The 18,928-nt window shown below is 64.3% G+C and carries 26 protein-coding genes; 10 read left to right on the top strand and 16 right to left on the bottom strand.

What is annotated here, in order from left to right; translation table 11 throughout:
• Genes ACGYLY_RS11160 through trpC form a run of 5 tightly spaced genes read right to left on the bottom strand, consistent with a single transcriptional unit; the run spans position 1 to position 4,085 of the window.
• Complete coding sequence (locus ACGYLY_RS11160; RefSeq protein ID WP_395281547.1) at positions 1-354, bottom strand: hypothetical protein; 354 nt, start codon at positions 352-354, stop codon at positions 1-3.
• A 58-nt stretch (positions 355-412) separates the two neighbouring features.
• On the bottom strand, positions 413-1,207 hold the full coding sequence (locus tag ACGYLY_RS11155; protein WP_395281548.1) for a 2-amino-3,7-dideoxy-D-threo-hept-6-ulosonate synthase: 795 nt from the start codon (positions 1,205-1,207) through the stop codon (positions 413-415).
• Positions 1,208-1,228: 21 nt separating this feature from the next.
• Positions 1,229-2,059, bottom strand: coding sequence for a tryptophan synthase subunit alpha (trpA, locus tag ACGYLY_RS11150; protein WP_395281549.1), 831 nt, complete (start codon positions 2,057-2,059; stop codon positions 1,229-1,231).
• Positions 2,056-3,333 carry a tryptophan synthase subunit beta gene (gene trpB / locus ACGYLY_RS11145; protein ID WP_395281550.1) on the bottom strand — a complete coding sequence of 426 codons (1,278 nt, stop codon included), beginning with the start codon at positions 3,331-3,333 and terminating at the stop codon, positions 2,056-2,058. Before trpB ends, trpA begins: the two co-directional genes overlap by 4 nt.
• Complete coding sequence (gene trpC / locus ACGYLY_RS11140; RefSeq protein ID WP_395281551.1) at positions 3,330-4,085, bottom strand: indole-3-glycerol phosphate synthase; 756 nt, start codon at positions 4,083-4,085, stop codon at positions 3,330-3,332. Before trpC ends, trpB begins: the two co-directional genes overlap by 4 nt.
• Positions 4,086-4,170: 85 nt before the next feature.
• On the opposite strand from trpC, the gene ACGYLY_RS11135 reads away from it, so the two are divergent.
• Complete coding sequence (locus tag ACGYLY_RS11135; protein ID WP_395281552.1) at positions 4,171-4,632, top strand: MGMT family protein; 462 nt, start codon at positions 4,171-4,173, stop codon at positions 4,630-4,632.
• On the opposite strand, the gene ACGYLY_RS11130 is transcribed toward ACGYLY_RS11135, so the two are convergent.
• A complete protein-coding gene (locus ACGYLY_RS11130) occupies positions 4,609-4,977 on the bottom strand; it encodes a hypothetical protein (RefSeq protein ID WP_395281553.1) in 369 nt (122 codons plus the stop codon). The two genes, ACGYLY_RS11135 and ACGYLY_RS11130, sit on opposite strands and share 24 nt — an antisense overlap.
• Before the next feature lie 83 nt (positions 4,978-5,060).
• On the opposite strand from ACGYLY_RS11130, the gene ACGYLY_RS11125 reads away from it, so the two are divergent.
• Positions 5,061-5,660, top strand: coding sequence for a GNAT family N-acetyltransferase (locus ACGYLY_RS11125; protein WP_395281554.1), 600 nt, complete (start codon positions 5,061-5,063; stop codon positions 5,658-5,660).
• A 99-nt stretch (positions 5,661-5,759) separates the two neighbouring features.
• Here the strand turns inward: ACGYLY_RS11125 and ACGYLY_RS11120 are convergent, their stop codons facing one another.
• The 3 genes from ACGYLY_RS11120 to ACGYLY_RS11110 form a co-directional block, all read right to left on the bottom strand.
• On the bottom strand, positions 5,760-6,482 hold the full coding sequence (locus tag ACGYLY_RS11120) for a methyltransferase domain-containing protein (RefSeq protein WP_395281555.1): 723 nt from the start codon (positions 6,480-6,482) through the stop codon (positions 5,760-5,762).
• Positions 6,479-6,874, bottom strand: coding sequence for a nascent polypeptide-associated complex protein (locus tag ACGYLY_RS11115; protein WP_395281556.1), 396 nt, complete (start codon positions 6,872-6,874; stop codon positions 6,479-6,481). The genes ACGYLY_RS11120 and ACGYLY_RS11115 overlap by 4 nt, the downstream gene beginning before the upstream one ends.
• A gap of 91 nt (positions 6,875-6,965) precedes the next feature.
• Positions 6,966-7,436 (bottom strand): PUA domain-containing protein, encoded by a 471-nt coding sequence (locus tag ACGYLY_RS11110; protein ID WP_395281558.1) that lies wholly within the window; start codon positions 7,434-7,436, stop codon positions 6,966-6,968.
• Positions 7,437-7,578: 142 nt separating this feature from the next.
• On the opposite strand from ACGYLY_RS11110, the gene ACGYLY_RS11105 reads away from it, so the two are divergent.
• On the top strand, positions 7,579-7,755 hold the full coding sequence (locus ACGYLY_RS11105) for a hypothetical protein (RefSeq protein WP_231184621.1): 177 nt from the start codon (positions 7,579-7,581) through the stop codon (positions 7,753-7,755).
• Here the strand turns inward: ACGYLY_RS11105 and ACGYLY_RS11100 are convergent.
• The 3 genes from ACGYLY_RS11100 to ACGYLY_RS11090 form a co-directional block, all read right to left on the bottom strand.
• Entirely contained in the window at positions 7,752-8,249 is a 498-nt protein-coding gene (locus tag ACGYLY_RS11100) for an NYN domain-containing protein (protein WP_395281559.1), read from the bottom strand. The two genes, ACGYLY_RS11105 and ACGYLY_RS11100, sit on opposite strands and share 4 nt — an antisense overlap.
• Before the next feature lie 49 nt (positions 8,250-8,298).
• On the bottom strand, positions 8,299-8,940 hold the full coding sequence (locus ACGYLY_RS11095; RefSeq protein ID WP_395281560.1) for a metallophosphoesterase: 642 nt from the start codon (positions 8,938-8,940) through the stop codon (positions 8,299-8,301).
• 73 nt (positions 8,941-9,013) lie between these two features.
• Positions 9,014-9,346 carry a hypothetical protein gene (locus ACGYLY_RS11090; protein WP_395281561.1) on the bottom strand — a complete coding sequence of 111 codons (333 nt, stop codon included), beginning with the start codon at positions 9,344-9,346 and terminating at the stop codon, positions 9,014-9,016.
• 357 nt (positions 9,347-9,703) lie between these two features.
• Between ACGYLY_RS11090 and dapA the strand changes: the two genes are divergently transcribed.
• From dapA to ACGYLY_RS11060, 6 genes are read left to right on the top strand one after another with little or no spacing between them, the layout of a single operon-like run.
• The gene (gene dapA, locus ACGYLY_RS11085) at positions 9,704-10,594 is read left to right on the top strand and encodes a 4-hydroxy-tetrahydrodipicolinate synthase (RefSeq protein ID WP_395281562.1); all 891 of its coding nucleotides are present in this window, start codon (positions 9,704-9,706) and stop codon (positions 10,592-10,594) included.
• Entirely contained in the window at positions 10,591-11,352 is a 762-nt protein-coding gene (gene dapB / locus ACGYLY_RS11080; protein ID WP_395281563.1) for a 4-hydroxy-tetrahydrodipicolinate reductase, read from the top strand. Before dapA ends, dapB begins: the two co-directional genes overlap by 4 nt.
• On the top strand, positions 11,349-12,191 hold the full coding sequence (locus tag ACGYLY_RS11075) for a 2,3,4,5-tetrahydropyridine-2,6-dicarboxylate N-succinyltransferase (protein WP_395281565.1): 843 nt from the start codon (positions 11,349-11,351) through the stop codon (positions 12,189-12,191). Before dapB ends, ACGYLY_RS11075 begins: the two co-directional genes overlap by 4 nt.
• Positions 12,188-13,438, top strand: a complete 1,251-nt coding sequence (gene lysA, locus ACGYLY_RS11070) for a diaminopimelate decarboxylase (RefSeq protein ID WP_395281566.1) — start codon at positions 12,188-12,190, stop codon at positions 13,436-13,438. Before ACGYLY_RS11075 ends, lysA begins: the two co-directional genes overlap by 4 nt.
• Positions 13,435-14,271: a diaminopimelate epimerase gene (gene dapF / locus ACGYLY_RS11065; protein WP_395281567.1), complete on the top strand. Its 837-nt coding sequence runs from the start codon at positions 13,435-13,437 to the stop codon at positions 14,269-14,271. The genes lysA and dapF overlap by 4 nt, the downstream gene beginning before the upstream one ends.
• 4 nt (positions 14,272-14,275) lie before the next feature.
• A complete protein-coding gene (locus ACGYLY_RS11060) occupies positions 14,276-15,379 on the top strand; it encodes a M20 family metallopeptidase (protein WP_395281568.1) in 1,104 nt (367 codons plus the stop codon).
• 259 nt (positions 15,380-15,638) lie between these two features.
• Here ACGYLY_RS11060 and ACGYLY_RS11055 read toward each other — a convergent pair whose 3' ends face one another.
• Together ACGYLY_RS11055 and ACGYLY_RS11050 are read right to left on the bottom strand one after the other, a co-directional pair.
• Positions 15,639-16,031 carry a DUF5518 domain-containing protein gene (locus ACGYLY_RS11055; RefSeq protein ID WP_395281569.1) on the bottom strand — a complete coding sequence of 131 codons (393 nt, stop codon included), beginning with the start codon at positions 16,029-16,031 and terminating at the stop codon, positions 15,639-15,641.
• 34 nt (positions 16,032-16,065) lie between these two features.
• On the bottom strand, positions 16,066-16,284 hold the full coding sequence (locus ACGYLY_RS11050) for a zinc ribbon domain-containing protein (protein ID WP_231184610.1): 219 nt from the start codon (positions 16,282-16,284) through the stop codon (positions 16,066-16,068).
• A gap of 87 nt (positions 16,285-16,371) precedes the next feature.
• On the opposite strand from ACGYLY_RS11050, the gene ACGYLY_RS11045 reads away from it, so the two are divergent.
• On the top strand, positions 16,372-16,743 hold the full coding sequence (locus ACGYLY_RS11045) for a hypothetical protein (RefSeq protein WP_231184609.1): 372 nt from the start codon (positions 16,372-16,374) through the stop codon (positions 16,741-16,743).
• Between the two features lie 40 nt (positions 16,744-16,783).
• On the opposite strand, the gene ACGYLY_RS11040 is transcribed toward ACGYLY_RS11045, so the two are convergent.
• Positions 16,784-17,434 carry a hypothetical protein gene (locus ACGYLY_RS11040; RefSeq protein ID WP_395281570.1) on the bottom strand — a complete coding sequence of 217 codons (651 nt, stop codon included), beginning with the start codon at positions 17,432-17,434 and terminating at the stop codon, positions 16,784-16,786.
• Positions 17,435-17,524: 90 nt separating this feature from the next.
• A complete protein-coding gene (gene purB, locus ACGYLY_RS11035) occupies positions 17,525-18,901 on the bottom strand; it encodes an adenylosuccinate lyase (RefSeq protein ID WP_395281571.1) in 1,377 nt (458 codons plus the stop codon).
• Positions 18,902-18,928: the final 27 nt, after the last annotated feature.

The following is an 18,928-nucleotide window of genomic DNA, read 5'->3' as shown; positions in this document are numbered from 1 at the left end:
TTAGGCCGTCGGCGTCAGTCGGTTCGTCGTCTCCACGCTGGTCCAGAGGACGGCGAGCGACCCGGTGAGCGCCGCCACCAACAGGATGGTGCTGTCGAGCGATCGCGTCCAGTCGGATTCGAAGACGAGCGTGGGAACGATTACCCCTGCGAGACCCACGCTTATCGCCGCGAGGAACGCGAACCGTACGCGCTGATCCTCCGGGGCGTAGCGGACGACACACCACCCGAGCAGGAGGAGAATCGGTGGGATGGCAAGGATTGGCGTTCCGAGCAGGACGTACGCGAGAAACAGGAGGAGACTCGCGACGACGATGCCGAACGCGAATCGGTTGGTTTCGGCGACGGTATTCATATCCGAGAGATACGTCCCCTCAGTAAACAATTTTATGTAGCTGAACAAAACAGTCGGGCTATATTTCGACCGACAACCCCGCCTGGTCGAGCGCATCGTCGGCGGACAGGTCGTCGTGGACTACGCCCGCAACCGCTCTGGCGATTGCCTCCGGGTCGTCGTGCTGGAAGACGGACCGTCCGATGGAGACGCCCGCGCCGCCCGCGTCCATCGCGCCGCGAACCGCATCGAGGGTCGCCTTGTCGCCCTCGGGTGCGCCGCCCGCGATGACGACGGGGAGTCGCGTCGACTCCACGACGTGCTCGAAACTCGCGGCGTCGCCGCTGTAGGCCGTCTTCACCACGTCCGCTCCGAGTTCCTCGGCGAGTCGAACGGCGTGTCCGAGGCTTTCGGCGTCGTGCTCGTCGATACCCGGTCCGCGGGCGTAGGACATGGCGAGGACGGGAACCCCGAACTTGCTCGCAGTGTCACAGACCTCCGCGAGGTCGGTGATCTGTTTCGGTTCGTACGTGCTGCCCACGTTGAGGTGGAGCGAGACGGCGTCGGCACCCGCCGCGATGGCCTCCTGTACCGTCCCGGTCATGCGTTTGTCGTTGGAATCCGGGCCGATGGTCGTGGAGGCGTTCAGGTGGACGATGTATCCCGCGTCGTTCTTGTTCGGATGCACGCGCGGTGCGATTCCCTTCTGCGTGAGAACGGCGTCGGCACCCCCCCGCGTTACCGCGTCGATGGTCGATTCGATGTCCTTCAGTCCTTTTACCGCGCCCAATGTAATGCCGTGGTCCATCGGGACGATGATGTAGCGCCCGTCGGACCCGATTCGGTCGAGGCGCGCTGTGATTCCTGTGTTCATTGTATGTGACTCTGTAGCAAGCTAGTTTGAAGTCCGTTCCGGTTCCGGTATCTCTTGTTCCCCTTCGTATGCCCCGGATTTGAGTTCCGCGGCTTTGGATTCGAGGCGTTCCGCGACGTCCTCGCCGGACGCGACGATGTCCACGAGCGCGCTGCCGACGACGACGCCGTCCGCGCCCGCCGAGACGATTTCCCTCGCGTGTTCGCCTTCGCTCACACCAAAGCCGACGGCTTTGGGCAAGTCGCTTCCGGCCAATCGTTCCAGACTGTCGTGGGTATCGCCGCTCACGTCCGACTGTGCGCCCGTCGTTCCCATCCGGGCCTGCACGTAGACGAATCCCGACGCCTGTTCGGAGATGCGCCGTTTGCGCGCGTCCGTCGTCGTCGGCGCGACGATGAACACGAGATCGAGTCCGTACTCGTCACACGCCAAGCGGAGCGGACCGCTTTCCTCGACCGGCAGGTCGGGGACGATGAGCCCCGAAAGACCGGCGTCCGCGGCGGCGGAGACGAACTCCTCGACGCCCTCCTCGCCCCCATACTGATAGATGAGGTTGTAGTAGGTCATGCAGACGATAGGCACGTCCGCGTCCACATCCGACACGAGTTCGAGGTAGTCGTCCGGGGTCATCCCGCCGGAAAGCGCGCGCTGGATGCCGTTTTGAATCGTCGGGCCGTCCGCGATGGGTTCCGAGAACGGCAGGCCGAGTTCCACCACGTCCGCGCCGCCGCGAACGAGCGCCCGGACGTACTCCTTCGTTTCTTCGATACCCGGGTCGCCGGCCACGACGTACGGAATCAGGGCAGGACCGTCGGAAAAGGCCGATTCGAGATCCGATTTCGAGTTACTCATTCAAAAACCTCCATACTGGGTGCCGCGTCGATACCGCGTTTCGCGCTCTCCTCGATGACCGTATCGAGGTCCTTGTCCCCCCGGCCGGAGACGTTGACGATCACGAGGTCGCCGAGGTCGTCTGCCTCTTCTAGGAACGCAACCGCGTGGCTCGACTCCAGCGCGGGGATGATCCCCTCCAGTTTCGAGAGCCGGTGGAAGGCTTCGAGCGCCGCGTCGTCGCCGACGCTGACCGGCGTCACCCGCCCCGTATCCACGAGGTGGGCCAGTTCCGGACCGACGCCGGAGTAGTCGAGTCCCGCGCTCACGCTGTGGGATTCGAGGATTTGGCCGTCACGGCTCTGAAGGAGCTTCGTCCGCGCACCGTGAAGCACGCCGTCTCGGCCCGTTCCCAGCGAGGCCGAGTGCGGGGCGACGCCCTCGTCCTCGTCGATGGTCAGGCCGGAGCCTCCCGCTTCGACGGCGAACAGCGAAACGCCTTCGTCGTCTCGCGGGCCGTGCCCGCTCGAATCATCCGTGTCGTCTACGAACTCGTGGAACGCGCCCATGGTGTTCGACCCGCCGCCCGCGCAGGCGACGACGCTGTCCGGGAGTCGCCCGGCCTGCTCCCGAATCTGCTCACGGGCTTCCTCGCTGATGACCGACTGAAAGTCGCGGACCATCTTCGGGAACGGATGCGGCCCGACGACGCTTCCGATGACGTAGTGGGTGTCCTCCACGTTCGTCGCCCAGTCGCGCATGGTCTCGTTGATGGCCTCCTTCAGCGTTCCCGACCCCACGTCGACGGGGTTCACCTCGGCGTCGTGGGTTCGCATTCGGAACACGTTCGGGCGCTGGCGGTTGATGTCGGTGCGGCCCATGAACACCTCGCAGTCGATATCGAGGTACGAGGCGGCCATCGCGGTCGCGGTGCCGTGCTGGCCGGCACCGGTCTCGGCGACGATTCGATCCTTTCCCATGTACTTCGCCAGCAACACCTGTCCGAGCGCGTTGTTCAGTTTGTGCGCGCCGCCGTGGAGCAGGTCCTCGCGTTTCAGGTAGATATCGCGGTCGTACCGCTCGCTCAGCGCGTCGGCGCGCTGGAGCGGCGTCGGTCGGCCGCCGAAATCGCGGAGGTGACGGCGGAACTCGTCCATGAAGCCGTCCTCGTTGTCGAGGACGTAGCGTTCGTAGGCCGACTGGAGTTCCTCGATTGCGGGCATCAGCACCTCGGGGACGTACTGACCGCCGTACTCGCCGAACTTCGTCTCGTTTATTCCGTCCGTTCCGCTCATGCGTTCACCAACCTCCGCATGTTGTCGCCGACGTCGCCGTCCATGATTGCGCTTCCGACCAGCAGCGCGTCCGCCCCGGCGTCGCGCATTCGTTCGACGTCGGCCGTCGTCGCGATACCGCTCTCCGCGACGAGCGTCGTGTCCGCGGGGACCACGGGTGCGACCGATTCGAACGTTCCCAAATCGACCTCCAATCGCGCGAGGTCGCGGTTGTTCACGCCGATGATGGTTGCGCCCGCATCGAGCGCGTCCTTCAGTTCGTCCCCGTCGTGAACCTCGACGAGGACCTGAAAACCGCGGTCGCGGGCGGCGGCCAGCAGTCCCTCCAAGTCGTCCACGAAGCGAACGATGAGAAGCACGAGGTCGGCGGCGACCACGTCCAGTTGCTCCTCCCGGACGATGAAGTCCTTCCGGAGAACCGGGACGTCGACGGCCTCTCGGATCCGCCGGAGGTTCTCCGGACTGCCGCCGAAATGCTCGGGTTCGGTGAGGACCGAGAGTGCGGTCGCCCCGTTCTCGACCATCGTTTCGGCCAGTTCGACCGGGTCGTCGGTTCGTTCGCCGTCCGTCGTCGGACTGGTCGGTTTTACTTCCGCGATCAGCGGCATCCGTCCGTTTTCCTCCGCGTCCGCGAGCGCGTCCGGAAACGAGCGCGCGTCCACGGACACGCGCCCCGCCGTCTCGGGCGTTCGTTCCCGTGCGGCCCGGAGGATGGACTCGACCGCGGGTGCGAGCGCACCATCTACGTTCATTGTAGTACATCAACGGACTAGTTTGTACATAAGGTTTGCGTCCGCGGGACGAATCTTGAAGGTCATGAGGTTCGTTTCCGTGGCTATGGACGAGACTGCCGGAATCTACGCACAGCAATCCCCGTACTTGGAGCGCGCCGTGCAGATCGGCGTCGCCAGCGGGCGCGTGTTGCGCGTGACGTTTCCACGCGAGGCGGACGACGACGCACTGGAGGACCACGCCGTCCTCGACCGAATCATGGCGTATCTGGAGGGCGTCGAGGACGACTTTTCGGACGTACAGGTCGCGCTCACGCTCCCGACGGACCAACGAAACGTGCTCGAATCCGTCCGAAGCGTCCCCTACGGCGAGCAGGTGAACGTCGAAACCATCGCCCGGATGAGCTCCGGAATCGACCACTCCGAGGAGGCCGACTTGGAACTCGTTCGGACGGCGCTCGACGCGAACCCCGCCCCCGTTTTGGTCCCCGACCATCGCGTTCGCGACGGGCCGAGTGCCGCGCCGCCGGACGTCGAACAGAAACTACGCTCGCTGGAAGGACTCTGAGTGCGTAATTCGCAGTTGGGCCGCGTACAGCAGTATCCCGGTGCCTTCGAATATTCCGGCGATTCCGTCCCCAACGACCGGATTCGTGGCGAGCAACACGTATCCGTCCAATGCCCCGCCGCCGACAAGCAGTGCAACCGTGAGAAGCGACAATCTCGTCGTTCCGTGTTCACGGAACGCGACTACGCCGAACACCACCCAAAGGGCCGCAAACGCGAGATGAGCCCCGAATTCGGCGGTGCCGTCGCCGCCGAGCAAACCGTACCCGACGAACACCAGTTGTACCGCGGCGACCGCGACGACCAGAGCGACATCCCACCGGTCGGTGAGTTTTGACCAGTTCATCGAATAATTGTCATTCGCCAGCAAACCGCATCAATCTTCGGACCACGGGTGACTTTTTGTCGGTAGCGAACGTATCCTGCGACATGTACGTCCGGGATGCCAAAAACCGCGAGGAGGTCTGGTTGCTCGACAGTATCGAGGCGATGGGACTCGACGATACCGCCTTTCGGTCCCGGGATTACGTCGTCGTCGTGGACGAAACCTCGGGCGAAAAAGCCGGATTCGGGCGGATTCGAATCCACAAGCCCGAAGACGCCCCCGAAATCTGTGAACTGACGAGCATCGGCGTCGTCGACCGGTGGCGGGGGCAGGGCGTCGGCGCGCACGTCGTCGAACGCCTCATCGACAAGGCGAGCGACGACGACTTCGAGGAGGTGTACGCCCTCGTCGGCGTGCCCGACTACCTCGCCCAGTTCGGGTTCGAACCCATCGAAACGGACGAACTGCCCTCGAAACTCCGCGACCGACTCGAAGCGAAACGGGAAGAAATCGAACCCGACGCCATACCGATGGTCCTCTCCGTCTCCTCCTTTCGGATGCCAGACCGCCTCCGCGAGCGGTTCAAGGACGCGGGACCGCAAGACGTCGAGCCATCGGACGAGGACGATGCCGAGGAGATGGCCGAGGAGTTCGGCATCGACCCCGACGAGGCGACCTACAAGTACGACACCGGTAGGCACTGACGGCCCACCGTTTTTCACCGGCCGTTACGAGCAGTCCCGAACAGCGAACGCTCTTCGGGGCGTCGAAAGAAAGAAGCGATAGCAAATCGCCGTTTCGCGCTACGACTTCCGCGCGAAGGTGAGATAGCCGGTGTGGCCGACGGGACTCGTGGACGGGCGCGTTCCGCGCTCGTCGAAGTCCATCTCGCGCTGGATGGTCTCCATCGTCCGAACGTCGTCCAGATTCGCTTCGCGGGCGGCCGCTTCGACGTCGCGGGCGCTCTCGACGAACGGCGCGTAGACGCCGAGGGATCCGCCGTTCGCGAGTAAATCCTGTGCGTGTGCGACGACGTCCGCCGCGTCCGGCGTGTCGAGGGTGAGGACGTCGAACTCGCCGAGGTCGTCGAGTTCGTCGGTTATGTCGCCCGTTCGGACCTCGACCGAATCGGCCACGTCGGCCATCTCGATGTTGTCGCGGGCCACCTCGGCGAAGTCCTCCTTTCGTTCGTAGGTGACGACTTCGGCGCCGATACGGCCGAGATACGCCGCGAGGACGCCGGTCCCCGTTCCGGCATCTAACACCCTGTCGCCCGCCGCGACGCCGGTTTCGCCGACGACGAGGCCGATATCCCGCGGGAGCATCGGCGCGCCGGTTCGGTCGAAATGGTGGAACAGGTCGGGACCGCGGAGCCGCCGCACCGTGAACTCCTCGTCCAAGTGGGTGGCGAGAACGTCGCCGGGTTGGACGTCCTCGGGAACGGTGAGAACGCCGAGATCGGTCTGGAGTTCCTCGCCGGGGTCGCGGAGGTACTCGCGGTCGCCGTGAACGAGTAAAACCGTCACTTCAGTCGGTTTACCGCCGCTGCGAGGTCGCCGTTCTCCGCTTCCAGCGCCTCGCGGGCCTCGTCTTCCGTCGCGCCCGACTGCTGGACGACGATTTCGACGTCGGAGTCCGGAATCTCATCGGCACCGTCAGCCGATCCGGATTCGACCGCGCCAGCCGATCCGGACGAACCGGACGCTTCGCGCGTTTCGGCGTCGCCGACGATCTGATACGTGTGCTGGCCGCGCGCGTCCATTCGGGTCACGTCGGGGTCGCTGAAGACGAGTTCGTCGCCGTCCGCCGTGCGGATGACGACTTCCTCGGCGTCGATGTCGTCCACGTCGATACCCATCTGCTTCATCATCTGCTGCATCTTGCGTGGGTCGAGCCCACCGCCGCCTCCTCCAAACATACCCGAACCGTCGGAGCGAACAGGCAAAAACGTGACGCAAACGGTTGGCTCACTCACCGTCGGCATCCGGTCGGTCCTTCCCGCTTGCGTCTCACTCGCCCGCGCTGTCACGCACCTTCACGGCCATCCCGGTGTCGAAATCGAACATGGCGTCGGCGTCGAGTTCGGCGCGGCCGACGGCGAGGAGGGTGCCGTTCTCATGGGTCACCAACACCTCGTCACCGGCGCGAACGTCGGGGTCCACGTCGCCGACGAACTTGGCGAAGACGTTCTTGCCGTCCCGGACGAACGGTTCGCTCTCGTCGCCGACGATAACGCGGCCAGCGGGCGATTCGAGGGCGTCGGCGATACGACTCCCCCCCGCGAGTCCGAGCGTGAACCGGCCGTCGGTGGCGTAGGTGACGAGTCGTCGTCCGTCGGCGTGTACCTGTTGTGGTCGCCCGGACGACGAGTGGCGAACTTCGAGGTCCTCCTCGGGCGGGAACAGCGCGGTACCGGCGCCCGCGCCGAACTGGTAATCCGCGGTGATACGGAGCGCGGGCAAATCCTCGTCTTCGGTCATTGCCTCGGATTCGGCGCGGGTGGGTGAAAGGCCTTCGACATCCGATTTCGCGCCTCGCTTTAGCATGACATTGACTCGCATTACCATGGGACTGGCTATCGATTTGAGAGCGATTTATTAGGAGGGAGTCCGAAGACGGCGTATGAACACGAAAGAACTGCTGGGGATCGCGCTTCTCATCGTCGGGAGCGTCATGATCTTCGGCGTCATCTCGATGATCGGCACCTTCGTGGGGAACGCTCTCGCCGGAATCGCCACTATCGCCCTCGCGGCGGGCGCACTGATGTACGGAACGGCCGAAGGCGGCCGTCCGGTCTAGAGAAGGAACGTTTCGGTTCGTTCGCTGAGGTCGATGAAACTGTCGGCGGCGGTGACGAGTTCTTCGGCGGTCGATTCTTGGAACCCCATCACTTCCACGCGCACCCCCTCGTGACGGAGATGCGTCGCCAGTTGTGCGAAGTCGCCGTCGCCGGTGCAGAGAACGACCGTATCGACTTTCGGCGCGAGCGTGATCGCATCGAGACAGATGCCGACGTCCCAATCGGCCTTCTTCGACCCGTCGCCAAACGTCTTGATGGCCTTTATTTTCGCCTCGAACCCGATGTCGGTCAACGCGTCGAAAAACCGGTCCTCGTCGGGACTATCGGCTTGAATGACGTAGGCGATAGCACGCGTCAACTCCCGGTCTTGGGTCGCCTTCGAGAGGAGAGAGGAGTAGTCAATATTCCGACTATAGACGCTTTGAGCAGTATGATAGAGGTTTTGCGCGTCGGCTAAGACCGTGACGCGCTGACCCGGATGGATCTCCGTCATAGATTAGTGTGATAACTACTGGCATAAAGAAGTTGCCTGTCCGATACTGTCACGACGTGGGCGTTTCGTGCCACGTGAGGGCAAGCGTTTCCGGGTCGAGAACGTAATACCGTTCCCACGTCGGTGCCACGCTGACGACCTTCGTGTCGCCGATGGTCGTCTCCGCGTGCTGGTGGTGGTGGCCGATGAGACAGAGATCGGGGGAGAGGGCGGAAAGCAGGTCGTCAACGTACGAACAGCCGACATCGTACTCCTCGGCGACGGGCAGGCCATGGGGCGCCTCATGAGTCAGCAACACGTCGACGGAACCGAGCTCCATCGCCCGTTCGATGTCCTCGTGGGTGAAGTGACGGCGACGGTCGCCGATGAGGTTGGCGCGCGGTCGGTCGTACTGCGTCGGCGCGAAGTTCCCCGACAGACCGGCGATTCGAAGGCCGTCGAGTTCGACGGCGGTACTCGCGAGCAGGTGTGCGTTTCTGACGTGCGAGTTCGAAACCAGTCCGTTTCGCAGCGCCTCCACGGTGTCGAAATTCTCGTTGTTCCCGCCGATAAACCACGTCGGGGCGGGCAGGTCGTAGAACATCAGGTCTCCCAACTGCAGAGTCACGTCTGGGTCCGCCTCGCGGTACGCCGCGAAGAGTGCGCGCCGGTTGTCGTGGTCGTCGGCGTGGGCGTCTCCGAGGACGAGCATTTTCCGAAAATATGTATGGAGGTATGATAAGACCGCCGGATCGTCCTGCGTGGCAACAGCACACAGGCCCTTCCTACCCGATCAGTACGAGCGCCGCGATGGTGCAGATGAGGAGACCGACGCCGTAAAAGAGCACCTTGACGTCGCTCTGCAACTGGGTCACTCGGAGGTCTTCGGGGTCCGCGATGGTGCTCCGTAACCCCATCGAGTCCGCGGTCGCCGTGGTCGTTCCGACCCGAATCGCTCCGGTTCCGCCGACCGCGATCAGGAGCACGATGAGTCCGAACCCGAGCAAGTAGATGAACGCGAGTTCCGAATCGGTGAGGGCGAACACGGCACCTACCGTAAGTCCCGCGTAGACGAGCGCGTATCGGAGGCTACACCGTGCGATGAGGGACCAGTTCATACTGAATATCCTTCATTTAGCGGTAAATATTTTCTGTACAGTCGCTTGGTTTTCATCAATCGACCACTTTCAACCGATTTCCTCGCGACTTCGACCAGTTTCGAGCGACGAGTCAGATGAGACAAGAACTCCGGCGACAGACTCTGCCGTCGGCGTAAGGCATAAGTCACCACGTAACAGCCAATGGAACATGCCTCGTGCTGTGGCGCGCGCCGTGTTCGCGTATCGGCGAACGAGCGACAGCACAGTCGGAAAACGGACAAAACGCGCGGCGTGAGGTTCGCGGCGGGCGTGGCACCCCCGTTTCGAGCCATTCTCGTTTTGCAGCGTGCGATAACCGACTTCCGACACAAACCGATGACAGACACAGATACACCGTTCCGCGGGGTCTACCCCGCGATGACCACGCCCTTTGCGGGCGACAGCATAGATCACGAACTCCTCCGTAGCGACGCCCAACGCCTCGAACACGCCGGGGTCGACGGCCTCGTCCCCGTCGGTTCGACCGGCGAGAGCGCGACCCTGAGCCACGACGAACACGTCGAAGTCGTCGAAACCGTCGTGGACGCCGTCGATATCCCCGTCATTGCAGGCGCGGGAAGCAACGCGACCCGCGAGGCCCTCGACCTCGCGCGACGGTCCGCGGACGCCGGCGCGGACGCCCTCCTTCTCATCTCGCCGTACTACAACAAGCCGGAACCGGCGGGGATGGAAGCACACTATCGCGCCATCGCCGACGCCGTCGACCTCCCCCAAATCGTCTACAACGTCCCGTCCCGAACGGGAATCAACGTCGACGTGGAGACGACCGTTTCCCTCGCCGAACACGACAACATTCTCGGATACAAGGCCGCCAGCGGCGACCTCGGACAGATCAGCGAAATCATCGAACGGACCCAGGACGAGGCGTTCGCCGTGTTGTCGGGCGACGACGCGCTGACGCTCCCCATGCTCTCCATCGGCGCGGCGGGAACCATCAGCGTCTCTGCGAACGTCGAACCGGAGCGGACCTGCGAACTGGTCGACTCGGCGCTTTCCGGTGACTTCGCCAGAGCACAGGAACTCCAGTTCGAACTCGGGCCGCTGTTCCGCACGCTGTTCGTGGAGACGAACCCGATTCCGGTGAAGGCGGCGATGGAACACCGCGGCTACGGACCGGACGGCCTCCGACTGCCCCTTTCGGAACTCTCCGACGAGCACCGAGAGGAACTCGCGGCGGTACTCGACGAACTGGAGGGGGGCGCGTGACGCGGGTCCTCGTCGGCGGCGTCACGGGGCGGATGGGTCGGGCCGTCATTGCGGCGGCGGGTGGACGAGACGACGTGAACATCGTCGCGGGCGTCAGCCGCGACCCGTCGGGTGAAATCGACGGCGTTCCGCTCGAACCGATGGACGAACTCGAAACCGTCCTCTCCGAGTACGAACCCGACGTCCTCGTTGACTTTTCGACCCCCGACGCGAGTCGGGAGTTCGTCACCGCGTGTGCGGACGCAAGCGTCGCTTGCGTCGTCGGCACGACCGGATTCACGGACGACGACGAGACTGCCCTCCGCGAAGCGAGCGAACGGGTGCCCGTCCTGGTTGCGAGCAACTTCTCCCGCGGAATCCAAGCGCTCCTCCGCGCCGTCGAAGGGGCCGTCTCCGACCTTCCCGGCTACGACGTGGAACTGATGGAAACGCACCACAACGGCAAGCGAGACGCACCGAGCGGAACCGCGAAGACGATTCTCGACCGAATCGCGGCGACTGGCGGGCCGAGCGAGCGCGTTCACGGACGCGACGGTGACGCGCCGCGGCAACCCGGTGAAGTCGGCGTCCACGCCCGTCGTGCGGGCGGTATCGCGGGCGAACACGAGGTCCTGCTGGCGAACGACCACGAGGACCTTCGACTCTCCCATCGGGCGGCCGACAGGGGGGTGTTCGCCGACGGTGCTCTCGACGCGGCGGCATGGGTGGCCGGACGGCAACCGGGACGGTACGAGTTCAGCGAGGTGATCAGCGAATGAGACGTGAAAGTGACATACGAAGCGACGTACGGGAACTGTGGCAACGATACGACTCCGGCGAGGTAAATGCGGACAGCGCCGGACCGGACGAACACGAACTTCTCGAAACCTTCCTCGACGCGTTGGAGGCGGGGGAGGTTCGCGCCGCCGAAAAGCGCGACGGGAGTTGGGAAGCGAACGAGTGGGTGAAGCAGGGTATTTTACTGAACTTCGGCCTGCGGAACATCGAGGGTCGGGAGTACGGCGACGTCACCTACCACGACGTGCTGCCGCTCCGCCGGACGGACGACCTTCCCGGCAGGGGAACCCGCAACACGCCCGACGGAACGGTCCTTCGACGTGGCGCACACGTCGGATCGAGCTGTATCCTGATGAGTCCGAGTTTCGTCAACATCGGCGTCTCCATCGGCGACGGAACGCTCGTGGACTCGTGTGATACCGTCGGCTCGTGTGCGCAAATCGGTGCGAACGTCAAAATCGGCGCGAACGTGCTCATCGGCGGCGTCCTCGAACCCGTCGAGGGAACGCCCGTCGTCGTCGAGGACGACGTGAGCCTCGGCGCTGGCTGTCGCGTCACGTCCGGTTTCGTCGTCGGCGAAGGGAGCATCGTCGCCGAGAACACACTCCTCACGCCTCGAATCCCGGTCTACGACCTCGTGGACGAGGAGATACTGTACGGCCACCTACCGCCGAATCGCCGCGCGTTCACCCGGTTCGTGGAGTCGAGCCTCGGGGACCATGACCTGTTCGACGGCGGTGCGTACAAGCCCGCCGTCGTCGCCCTCGACGTGGAAGACGACACGCTCGAACAGGTCGAACGCGAGGAGGCGTTGCGATGAGCGCGACCGTTTCGGACGACAATCCGCCGGTACGACGGCTGTCGGACTGGTCGGACGCACGACTCGCCGAACTCGCCGACGACTACGATACGCCGCTGTACGTCGTCGACCTCGAACGAGTTCGGGAGAACTACGCCCGACTCGCCGCCGCGTTCCCGGACGCGGACGTGCACTTCGCCGCGAAGGCGAACACGTCGCGGGCGGTCCTCGAAACCCTCGAAGCCGAGGGTGCGAGCATCGAATGCGCGTCCGCTGGCGAGACGGAGCGGGCTTTCGCCGCCGGATTCGAGGGCGAACGTGTCCACTACACCGCCGTCAACCCGCCCGGTATCGACCTCGATCGGGTCGTCGAACTCGCCGCTGACCACCCGGAACTGACGGTCACGGTCGGTGCCGCGGACACCATCGACCGGTTGGCCGAGCGCGGCTACGACGGACGGCTCTGTCTCCGCGTCAACCCCGGCGTGGGCGCGGGCCACCACGAGAAGGTGCAAACCGGCGCGGACGCGAAGTTCGGCGTCCCTTACGACCGGGCCGCATCGCTGCTCGAATCAGCCGCGGACGAGTTCGACGTCGTTGGAATCCACGCCCACGCGGGCAGCGGCATCTCAGGTGATGACCTCGGGAACCACCGCGAACTCGTCTCGCGCATGGGCGAACTGGCCCGGACCATCGATCTCGACCTCGAATTCGTGGACGTTGGCGGCGGATTCGGCGTCCCATATCACCCCGACGACCCGCCGCTCGACCTCGAATCGGTCGCGGATGCAACCCGGAACGCGCTCGGCGACATCGAGGCCACGCTCGTCGTGGAACCGGGCCGCTATCTCGTCGCGGATGCCGGGGTCCTTCTGACCCGCGTGAACACGGTGAAGAACACCCCGGAGACGGTTCTCGTCGGAATCGATGCCGGGATGACGACGCTCGCTCGACCCGCGCTCTACGACTCCCATCACCACATCAGGACCGTCGCCGGCGACGGGGACGGTTCCACCGTCGAAGCGACCGTCGCCGGACCCATCTGCGAGAGTTCGGACACCTTCGGGACCCACGTGCTCGCTGCTCCGACCCGTGGCGACCTCCTCGCCATTGGCAACGCGGGGGCATACGGCTACGAGATGGCGAGTCAGTACAACTCGCGGCCGCGTCCGGCGGTCGTGGCGGTGGACGGCGACCGAACCGGCTTCGCCCATCGACGCGAAACGCTCGCCGACGTCACCGCGACCGAGGAGGTGCCGTGGGAATGAACCTCTCGTTCGAGAAGTACCACGGCACCGGGAACGATTTCGTCATCGTGGACGCGGACGCGTGTGTTCCCCACCGAGCGCGGTTCGCACGAGGGGTCTGTGACAGAGCGGACGGAATCGGCGCGGACGGCGTCCTCTTTCTGGCGCTCGAACCCGATTTCCGACCGCCGCGGATCATCATGACCCTCGTTCAACCCGACGGAAGCACGGCGGAGATGTGCGGAAACGGCGCACGCTGTGCCGCCGTTTGGGCCGCCGAGCGGGCGAACGCGGACGAAGTGATGATCGACACGCTCGCCGGAACCCGCCACGCGACGATACACGACGGCGGTGCGACCATCGAGATGGGCGCGCCCGCGTTCGCTCCCGAGGCCGTTCCGCTCGCGGGCGATGAGCCGCTCGTCGAATCGCGAGTCGGTGACTACGACGTAACGGCGGTGAACACGGGCGTTCCGCACGCCGTCGCGTTCGTGGACGACGTGGACGCGGTGAATCTCGAACGGGACGCGCCGCCGATTCGCCATGCGGACGTCTTCCCGCAGGGTGCGAACGTCACCTTCGCCTCGCCGCGCGACGACGGGTTCGATCAGCGCACGTTCGAGCGCGGTGTCGAGGGCGAAACCCGCTCGTGTGGAACCGGCGCGGTCGCTATCGCCGCCGCCGCACGTCGACTCGGACTCGTCGACGGCGAAGGGGTGTCGGTGTCGCCACCCGGTGGTGAACTCGAAGTCACTGTCAGCGACCGAAACGCGACGCTCACCGGCCCCGTCGAACGCGAGTTCGGGGGCGACCTTCGCGTCTCGAACGCCGGTCGATTCGATTTAGAGGCCTGATACCGTGGTCGATTTCGACCCGGTTTCGTTCCTCGAAACGGCCGTCCAAACGCCTTCGCACGAGTCGGTTGACGAGATGCGAACCCTTCTCGCCGAAACCCTCGAATCCGAAGGCGTCGAGGCGACCGTTGACGACGCGGGAAACGTCCTTGCAGAACGTATCGGCGACGAAGACGGCCCGCACATCGTCCTGAACACCCATATCGACACCGTCCCGCCGCACGTTCCGTTTGCACGCGACGGAGGCTGGATCCGTGGCCGCGGCTCTTGTGACGCGAAAGGGCCGCTTGCGGCGCTCCTCGACGCCTTTCTCGCGGTCGAACCGAACCGAGGCCGGGTGACGCTCGCCGTGACGCCCGACGAGGAGACGGACTCGACGGGCGCGGCCGCGCTCGATTTTCTCTCCTCGAACGGTGGAAGTGATGAGGGCGAGACGCCCCCCGACGGCGTCATCGTCGGTGAACCCACCGGTCTCGACGTGTGTAACGCCGCACGTGGCCGATTTCAGGGAACGGTGACGATCCGCGGGGAGAACGCACATGCCGCTCATCCCGAAGCGGGTGTCAACGCGATACGCGGGTTGACCCCCGTGTTGACGGCGCTCTCCACGTTCGATTCCGACCGGGAACACCCCGAACTCGGCGCGCCGACGCTCACGCCGACGACGGTCAGCGGGGGGACGGCGACGAACCAAATCCCCGCGAACTGTTCGTTCGTCATCGACCGGCGTAGCGTCCCGCCGGAGGGTGCAGAGGAGTTCCGACGCTCCCTCGAATCACATCTCCGGGACGCCGTATCGGGGTCCGTCGAGGTGGACGTCTCGCTCGCCGAACGCGAAACGCCGTTTCTCGAAGCTTTCGACACGCCCGCCGATTCGAGGCTGGTGCGAACGCTCCGCGACGCCAGTGGCGGCGACGTCCGCCCCTTCGGAGCGGCGACCGAGGCATCCTATTTTGCGGCGGTCGCTCCGACGGTCGTCTTCGGGCCGGGCGTCCTATCCGACGACGATGGGGCCGTCGCACACGGCCCACGGGAGTACGTCGATGTCGGCGAGGTACGTGCTGCCGCGGATGCGGTGGAACGGACGCTTCGAACGTTCGTTCGCTGACGGGGACACTGTCGGCACTCTCGGCGCGATTGGCGAACATCGCTTCGACGGAAGCACGCTCGGCGGTGGACGGTCGAGGGCGAATATCCGTGACGGATCGGTGGTACTCGGTAATCCTGTTATTCGCAAAGGAATCGGGGCAGTTCGTACTCGGAAACGCCATCGCTCGCCATCGGTACCGACAGACAGCAGAGATGCGAGGACGACGAAAACCCCTTCGACCGGTTCGACTACCACGCCACGGGGTGGTCGCGTGTTCCTATTTAAAATCTCGCCGAGGTGTGTGCTTTTCGCGGTGGCGTCGCGTGTCTTCGAACTCGTCGACCAGATATGCGCCGAGCAAGCCTCCCAGTGCGCTCAATCCGACCGTATAGAGCATCGAGAGGACGCCGAAGAGGACGATCAGCAGCAAGAACCCGTTCGGAATGTACGCGAAGGAGAGGATACTCACGGCGAACAGGCCGACGAGTGCCATCGGAACGGTTGCAATCACGCCCGAAATCGCACCGACTCGAATCCCGTCTCCGGTCGTCGTTCGACCCAGATAGGCCGCGACAGCGCCGCCGATGACGGGGGAAAACGGGATGAAGAACACGACTGTGGTTACGACCGCTCCGATGAGCGCGTGAATGATGGAATCGCTGTTTGTCATGTTGGTGTGGTGGAAAACGGCGGTTGGTAGCGCTTCAGCCCAAGAAGACGTCCACGATGTCGCTTCCGCGGTTGCCGACGTCCTTGTACAGTTCGGAGTAGCCGCAGTTGGAACAGGAGACGACGGTGAAACTCTTCGTCTGGATGTCGAACATCTTGCTCAACCCGCCGCCGGTGGTCGAGATGGAGTCCGTGGTTACTTCGGTGTGACCGCATTTCGGGCAGCCGGAGGTACCGTGTGTATCGGGGTCCATACGGCGAGGAATGCGTATCCGATGGATAAATACTTCGTGGTCGATACGTCAACGAAGCTTATTACACTTCACTTTCTATCGATACGTATGGGTACAACTCACTCCACGTACGGAAACAAACCCCGCACCGCCCCGCTCGGAATCAAGATACTCTGCGTTCTCGCCGTTATCAGCGGCGTCCTCGGGCTCTTCGGTGGTTTCGTCGCGCTGTTTTCCTCTCCCGTCGGATTCATCGTCGGAATCGTCGCCATGGTGCTTTCGGCGGCCCAACTCGTCGTCGCGTGGGGTCTCTGGACGCTCCAGCCATGGGCGTGGACGCTCACGCTGATCGTCTACGGGCTGAGTCTTCTGTCTGACGTGTTCAAACTACTGACGGGGAACGGCTTTGCCATCATCAGTATCATCATCGGCGTCCTGCTGTTGGCCTACGTATACGGCAAGCGCGATTACTACAAGTAACCTGACGCGAGTCGGCTCGGTCCCTGCTTTCTCCCGATTTTCACGTCGTCGACTCGGCACGGTTCTTCACGCCGAGAAGCATCTTTCGCTCCATGACGAAGTGGGCAGGTTCCCAGAACAGGAAATCCGCCGCTTTGCCGCGGAGGGTTCGTTTACCCCGCGTGCGCATCCGAACGACGAACCGAGTCGTCCCGTCGTTCATCGGATGGAGGACGAACGCCCACGTCCACCGCGGCGATGGACCCGACGGTTGGAGCACAACGGCACGCTCGGGTTCGACGACCACCGCTTCGGGCGCGGATTCGGGCGTCTGTACCGGATAGTCCTCCGGTGCGAGCCGGACGGTGTCCCCCGCTTCGAGGTGCTGATACTCGGGGACGATTCGGTCGGCGTTGTGAATGTCCGCACCGACGAGGTTTTCCAGCACGTCGTAGCTGTAAAAGCCCCCGCGGCCCTGCCCGATTTGGACGAGCCACGGCCACACGTCCTCCGCGGGTGCGTCGATGGTGATGGCGTGGGTAATCTCTTCGTTGGAGTCACGGAGCAAGTCGTCGCCCGGAAGGGACCCGTCCACTTCCTCGTCGGTCGCACCCCACCGCAAGTGCCACGGACGAACGAAATACCAGTATGCGAGCGCGACGACCGCGATGAAGGGTGCCAATAGGCGGCGTCGCTTGGATTTCGACGGCATGAAAACGGGTGACGACGGGAGCGAGCGTAACGGTTTGGGCTGGAAAGTCGCTCGTTCGGGTCGAAGAATTCGGTCGTTGGCTCGGTGAACTCAGTCGAGGTCGTCCGCGAGGTCGGCGGCGATTCCCGTGTAGCCAGCGGGCGTCAGCGCGTGGAGTTCTTCGCGCACGTCCTCGTCCACGTCGAGTTCGTCGAAGAGGTTGCGGAAGTCGTCGAGCGTGACGCGCTTTCCGCGGGTGAGCGCCTTGACGCGTTCGTAGGCGTCGCCGTGGCCTTCGCGTCGGAGGATGGTCTGAACGGCTTCGCCGATGATTTCGGGCGTCGATTCGAGTTCCTCGCGCATGACTTCCTCGTTGGGGACGACCTTTCCGAGGCCGTCTTGGGCCTTCGTGTAGCCGAGGAGGCAGTAAGCGAACGCTCCCCCGATGTTCCGCTTGACGGTCGAATCGGAGAGGTCGCGCTGGAGTCGGGAGGTAGTGACGTAGTCGCCGAGGAACGTGAGATCCGAGTTGGCCTTCGAGAGGTTGCCTTCCGAGTTCTCGAAGTCGATGGGGTTGACCTTGTGGGGCATGGTGGAACTGCCGGTTTCGCTCTCCGTCGCCACCTGGCCGAGGTAGCGGTCGCTGACGTAGAGCCAGATGTCGCGGTCCATATCGAGGAGAATCGTGTTGGCGCGCCGAAGCGCGTCGAACAGTTCCGCGAGGTCGTCACACGGGTTGACCTGTGTGGCGAGGGCAGTGTGCGAGAGGCCGAGACCCGTCACGAACTCGCGGGAGAATGCCCGCCAGTCGACGTCGGGGTAGGCCGCGACGTGGGCCGCGTAGGTGCCGCTGGCACCCGCGAGTTTGCCGGAGAGTGATTCCGTGGTGCGTTCAATTTCGCCGACCGCTCGTCCGAGACGGGCGGCGTAGACGGCCATTTCCTTGCCGAACGTCGTCGGCGTCGCCGGTTGTCCGTGGGTCCGGGCGAGCATCGGAACGTCGCGGTACTCGTGGGCCATGTCGGCCAACTCGTCGCGGACGGCGGCGAGTTCGGGGAGCAGAACGTCCTCGACGGCTGGTTTGGCGAGCAGGCGGTGGGCGAGGTTGTTCACGTCCTCGCTCGTCAGTGCGAAGTGGATCCACGACCCGAGGTCCAGTTCGTCGGGGAGCGAGCGACGGACGAAGTATTCGACCGCCTTCACGTCGTGGTTCGTCGCGGGGTAGTCCTCGTAGCCCTCGGTTTCGAGCGCTTTGACGACTTCGGCGTCCGCGGCGTCGAACTCCTCGTAGACGGCCCTGAGTTCGTCGCGGTCGTCTCCCCCGATGTCGAACGGCGTCGCGTCGAGGTCGGACAGGGCGATGAGGTACTCTATCTCGACTCGCACGCGGGCACGCATGAGTGCGGCCTCGCTCGCGTAGTCGCGGAGCGGCGCGGTTCGACCGGCGTAGCGCCCGTCTATCGGCGAGACGGCGTAAAGGGAGTCCATACGTGTGCCTGCCGTTCGGTTCGGCAA

The organism is Haladaptatus sp. CMAA 1909, from assembly GCF_043952005.1.
Classification (GTDB): Archaea; Halobacteriota; Halobacteria; order Halobacteriales; family Haladaptataceae; genus Haladaptatus.
Note: the sequence above shows the minus strand (reverse complement) of the source record. Positions and strands in the feature narration are given on the sequence as shown.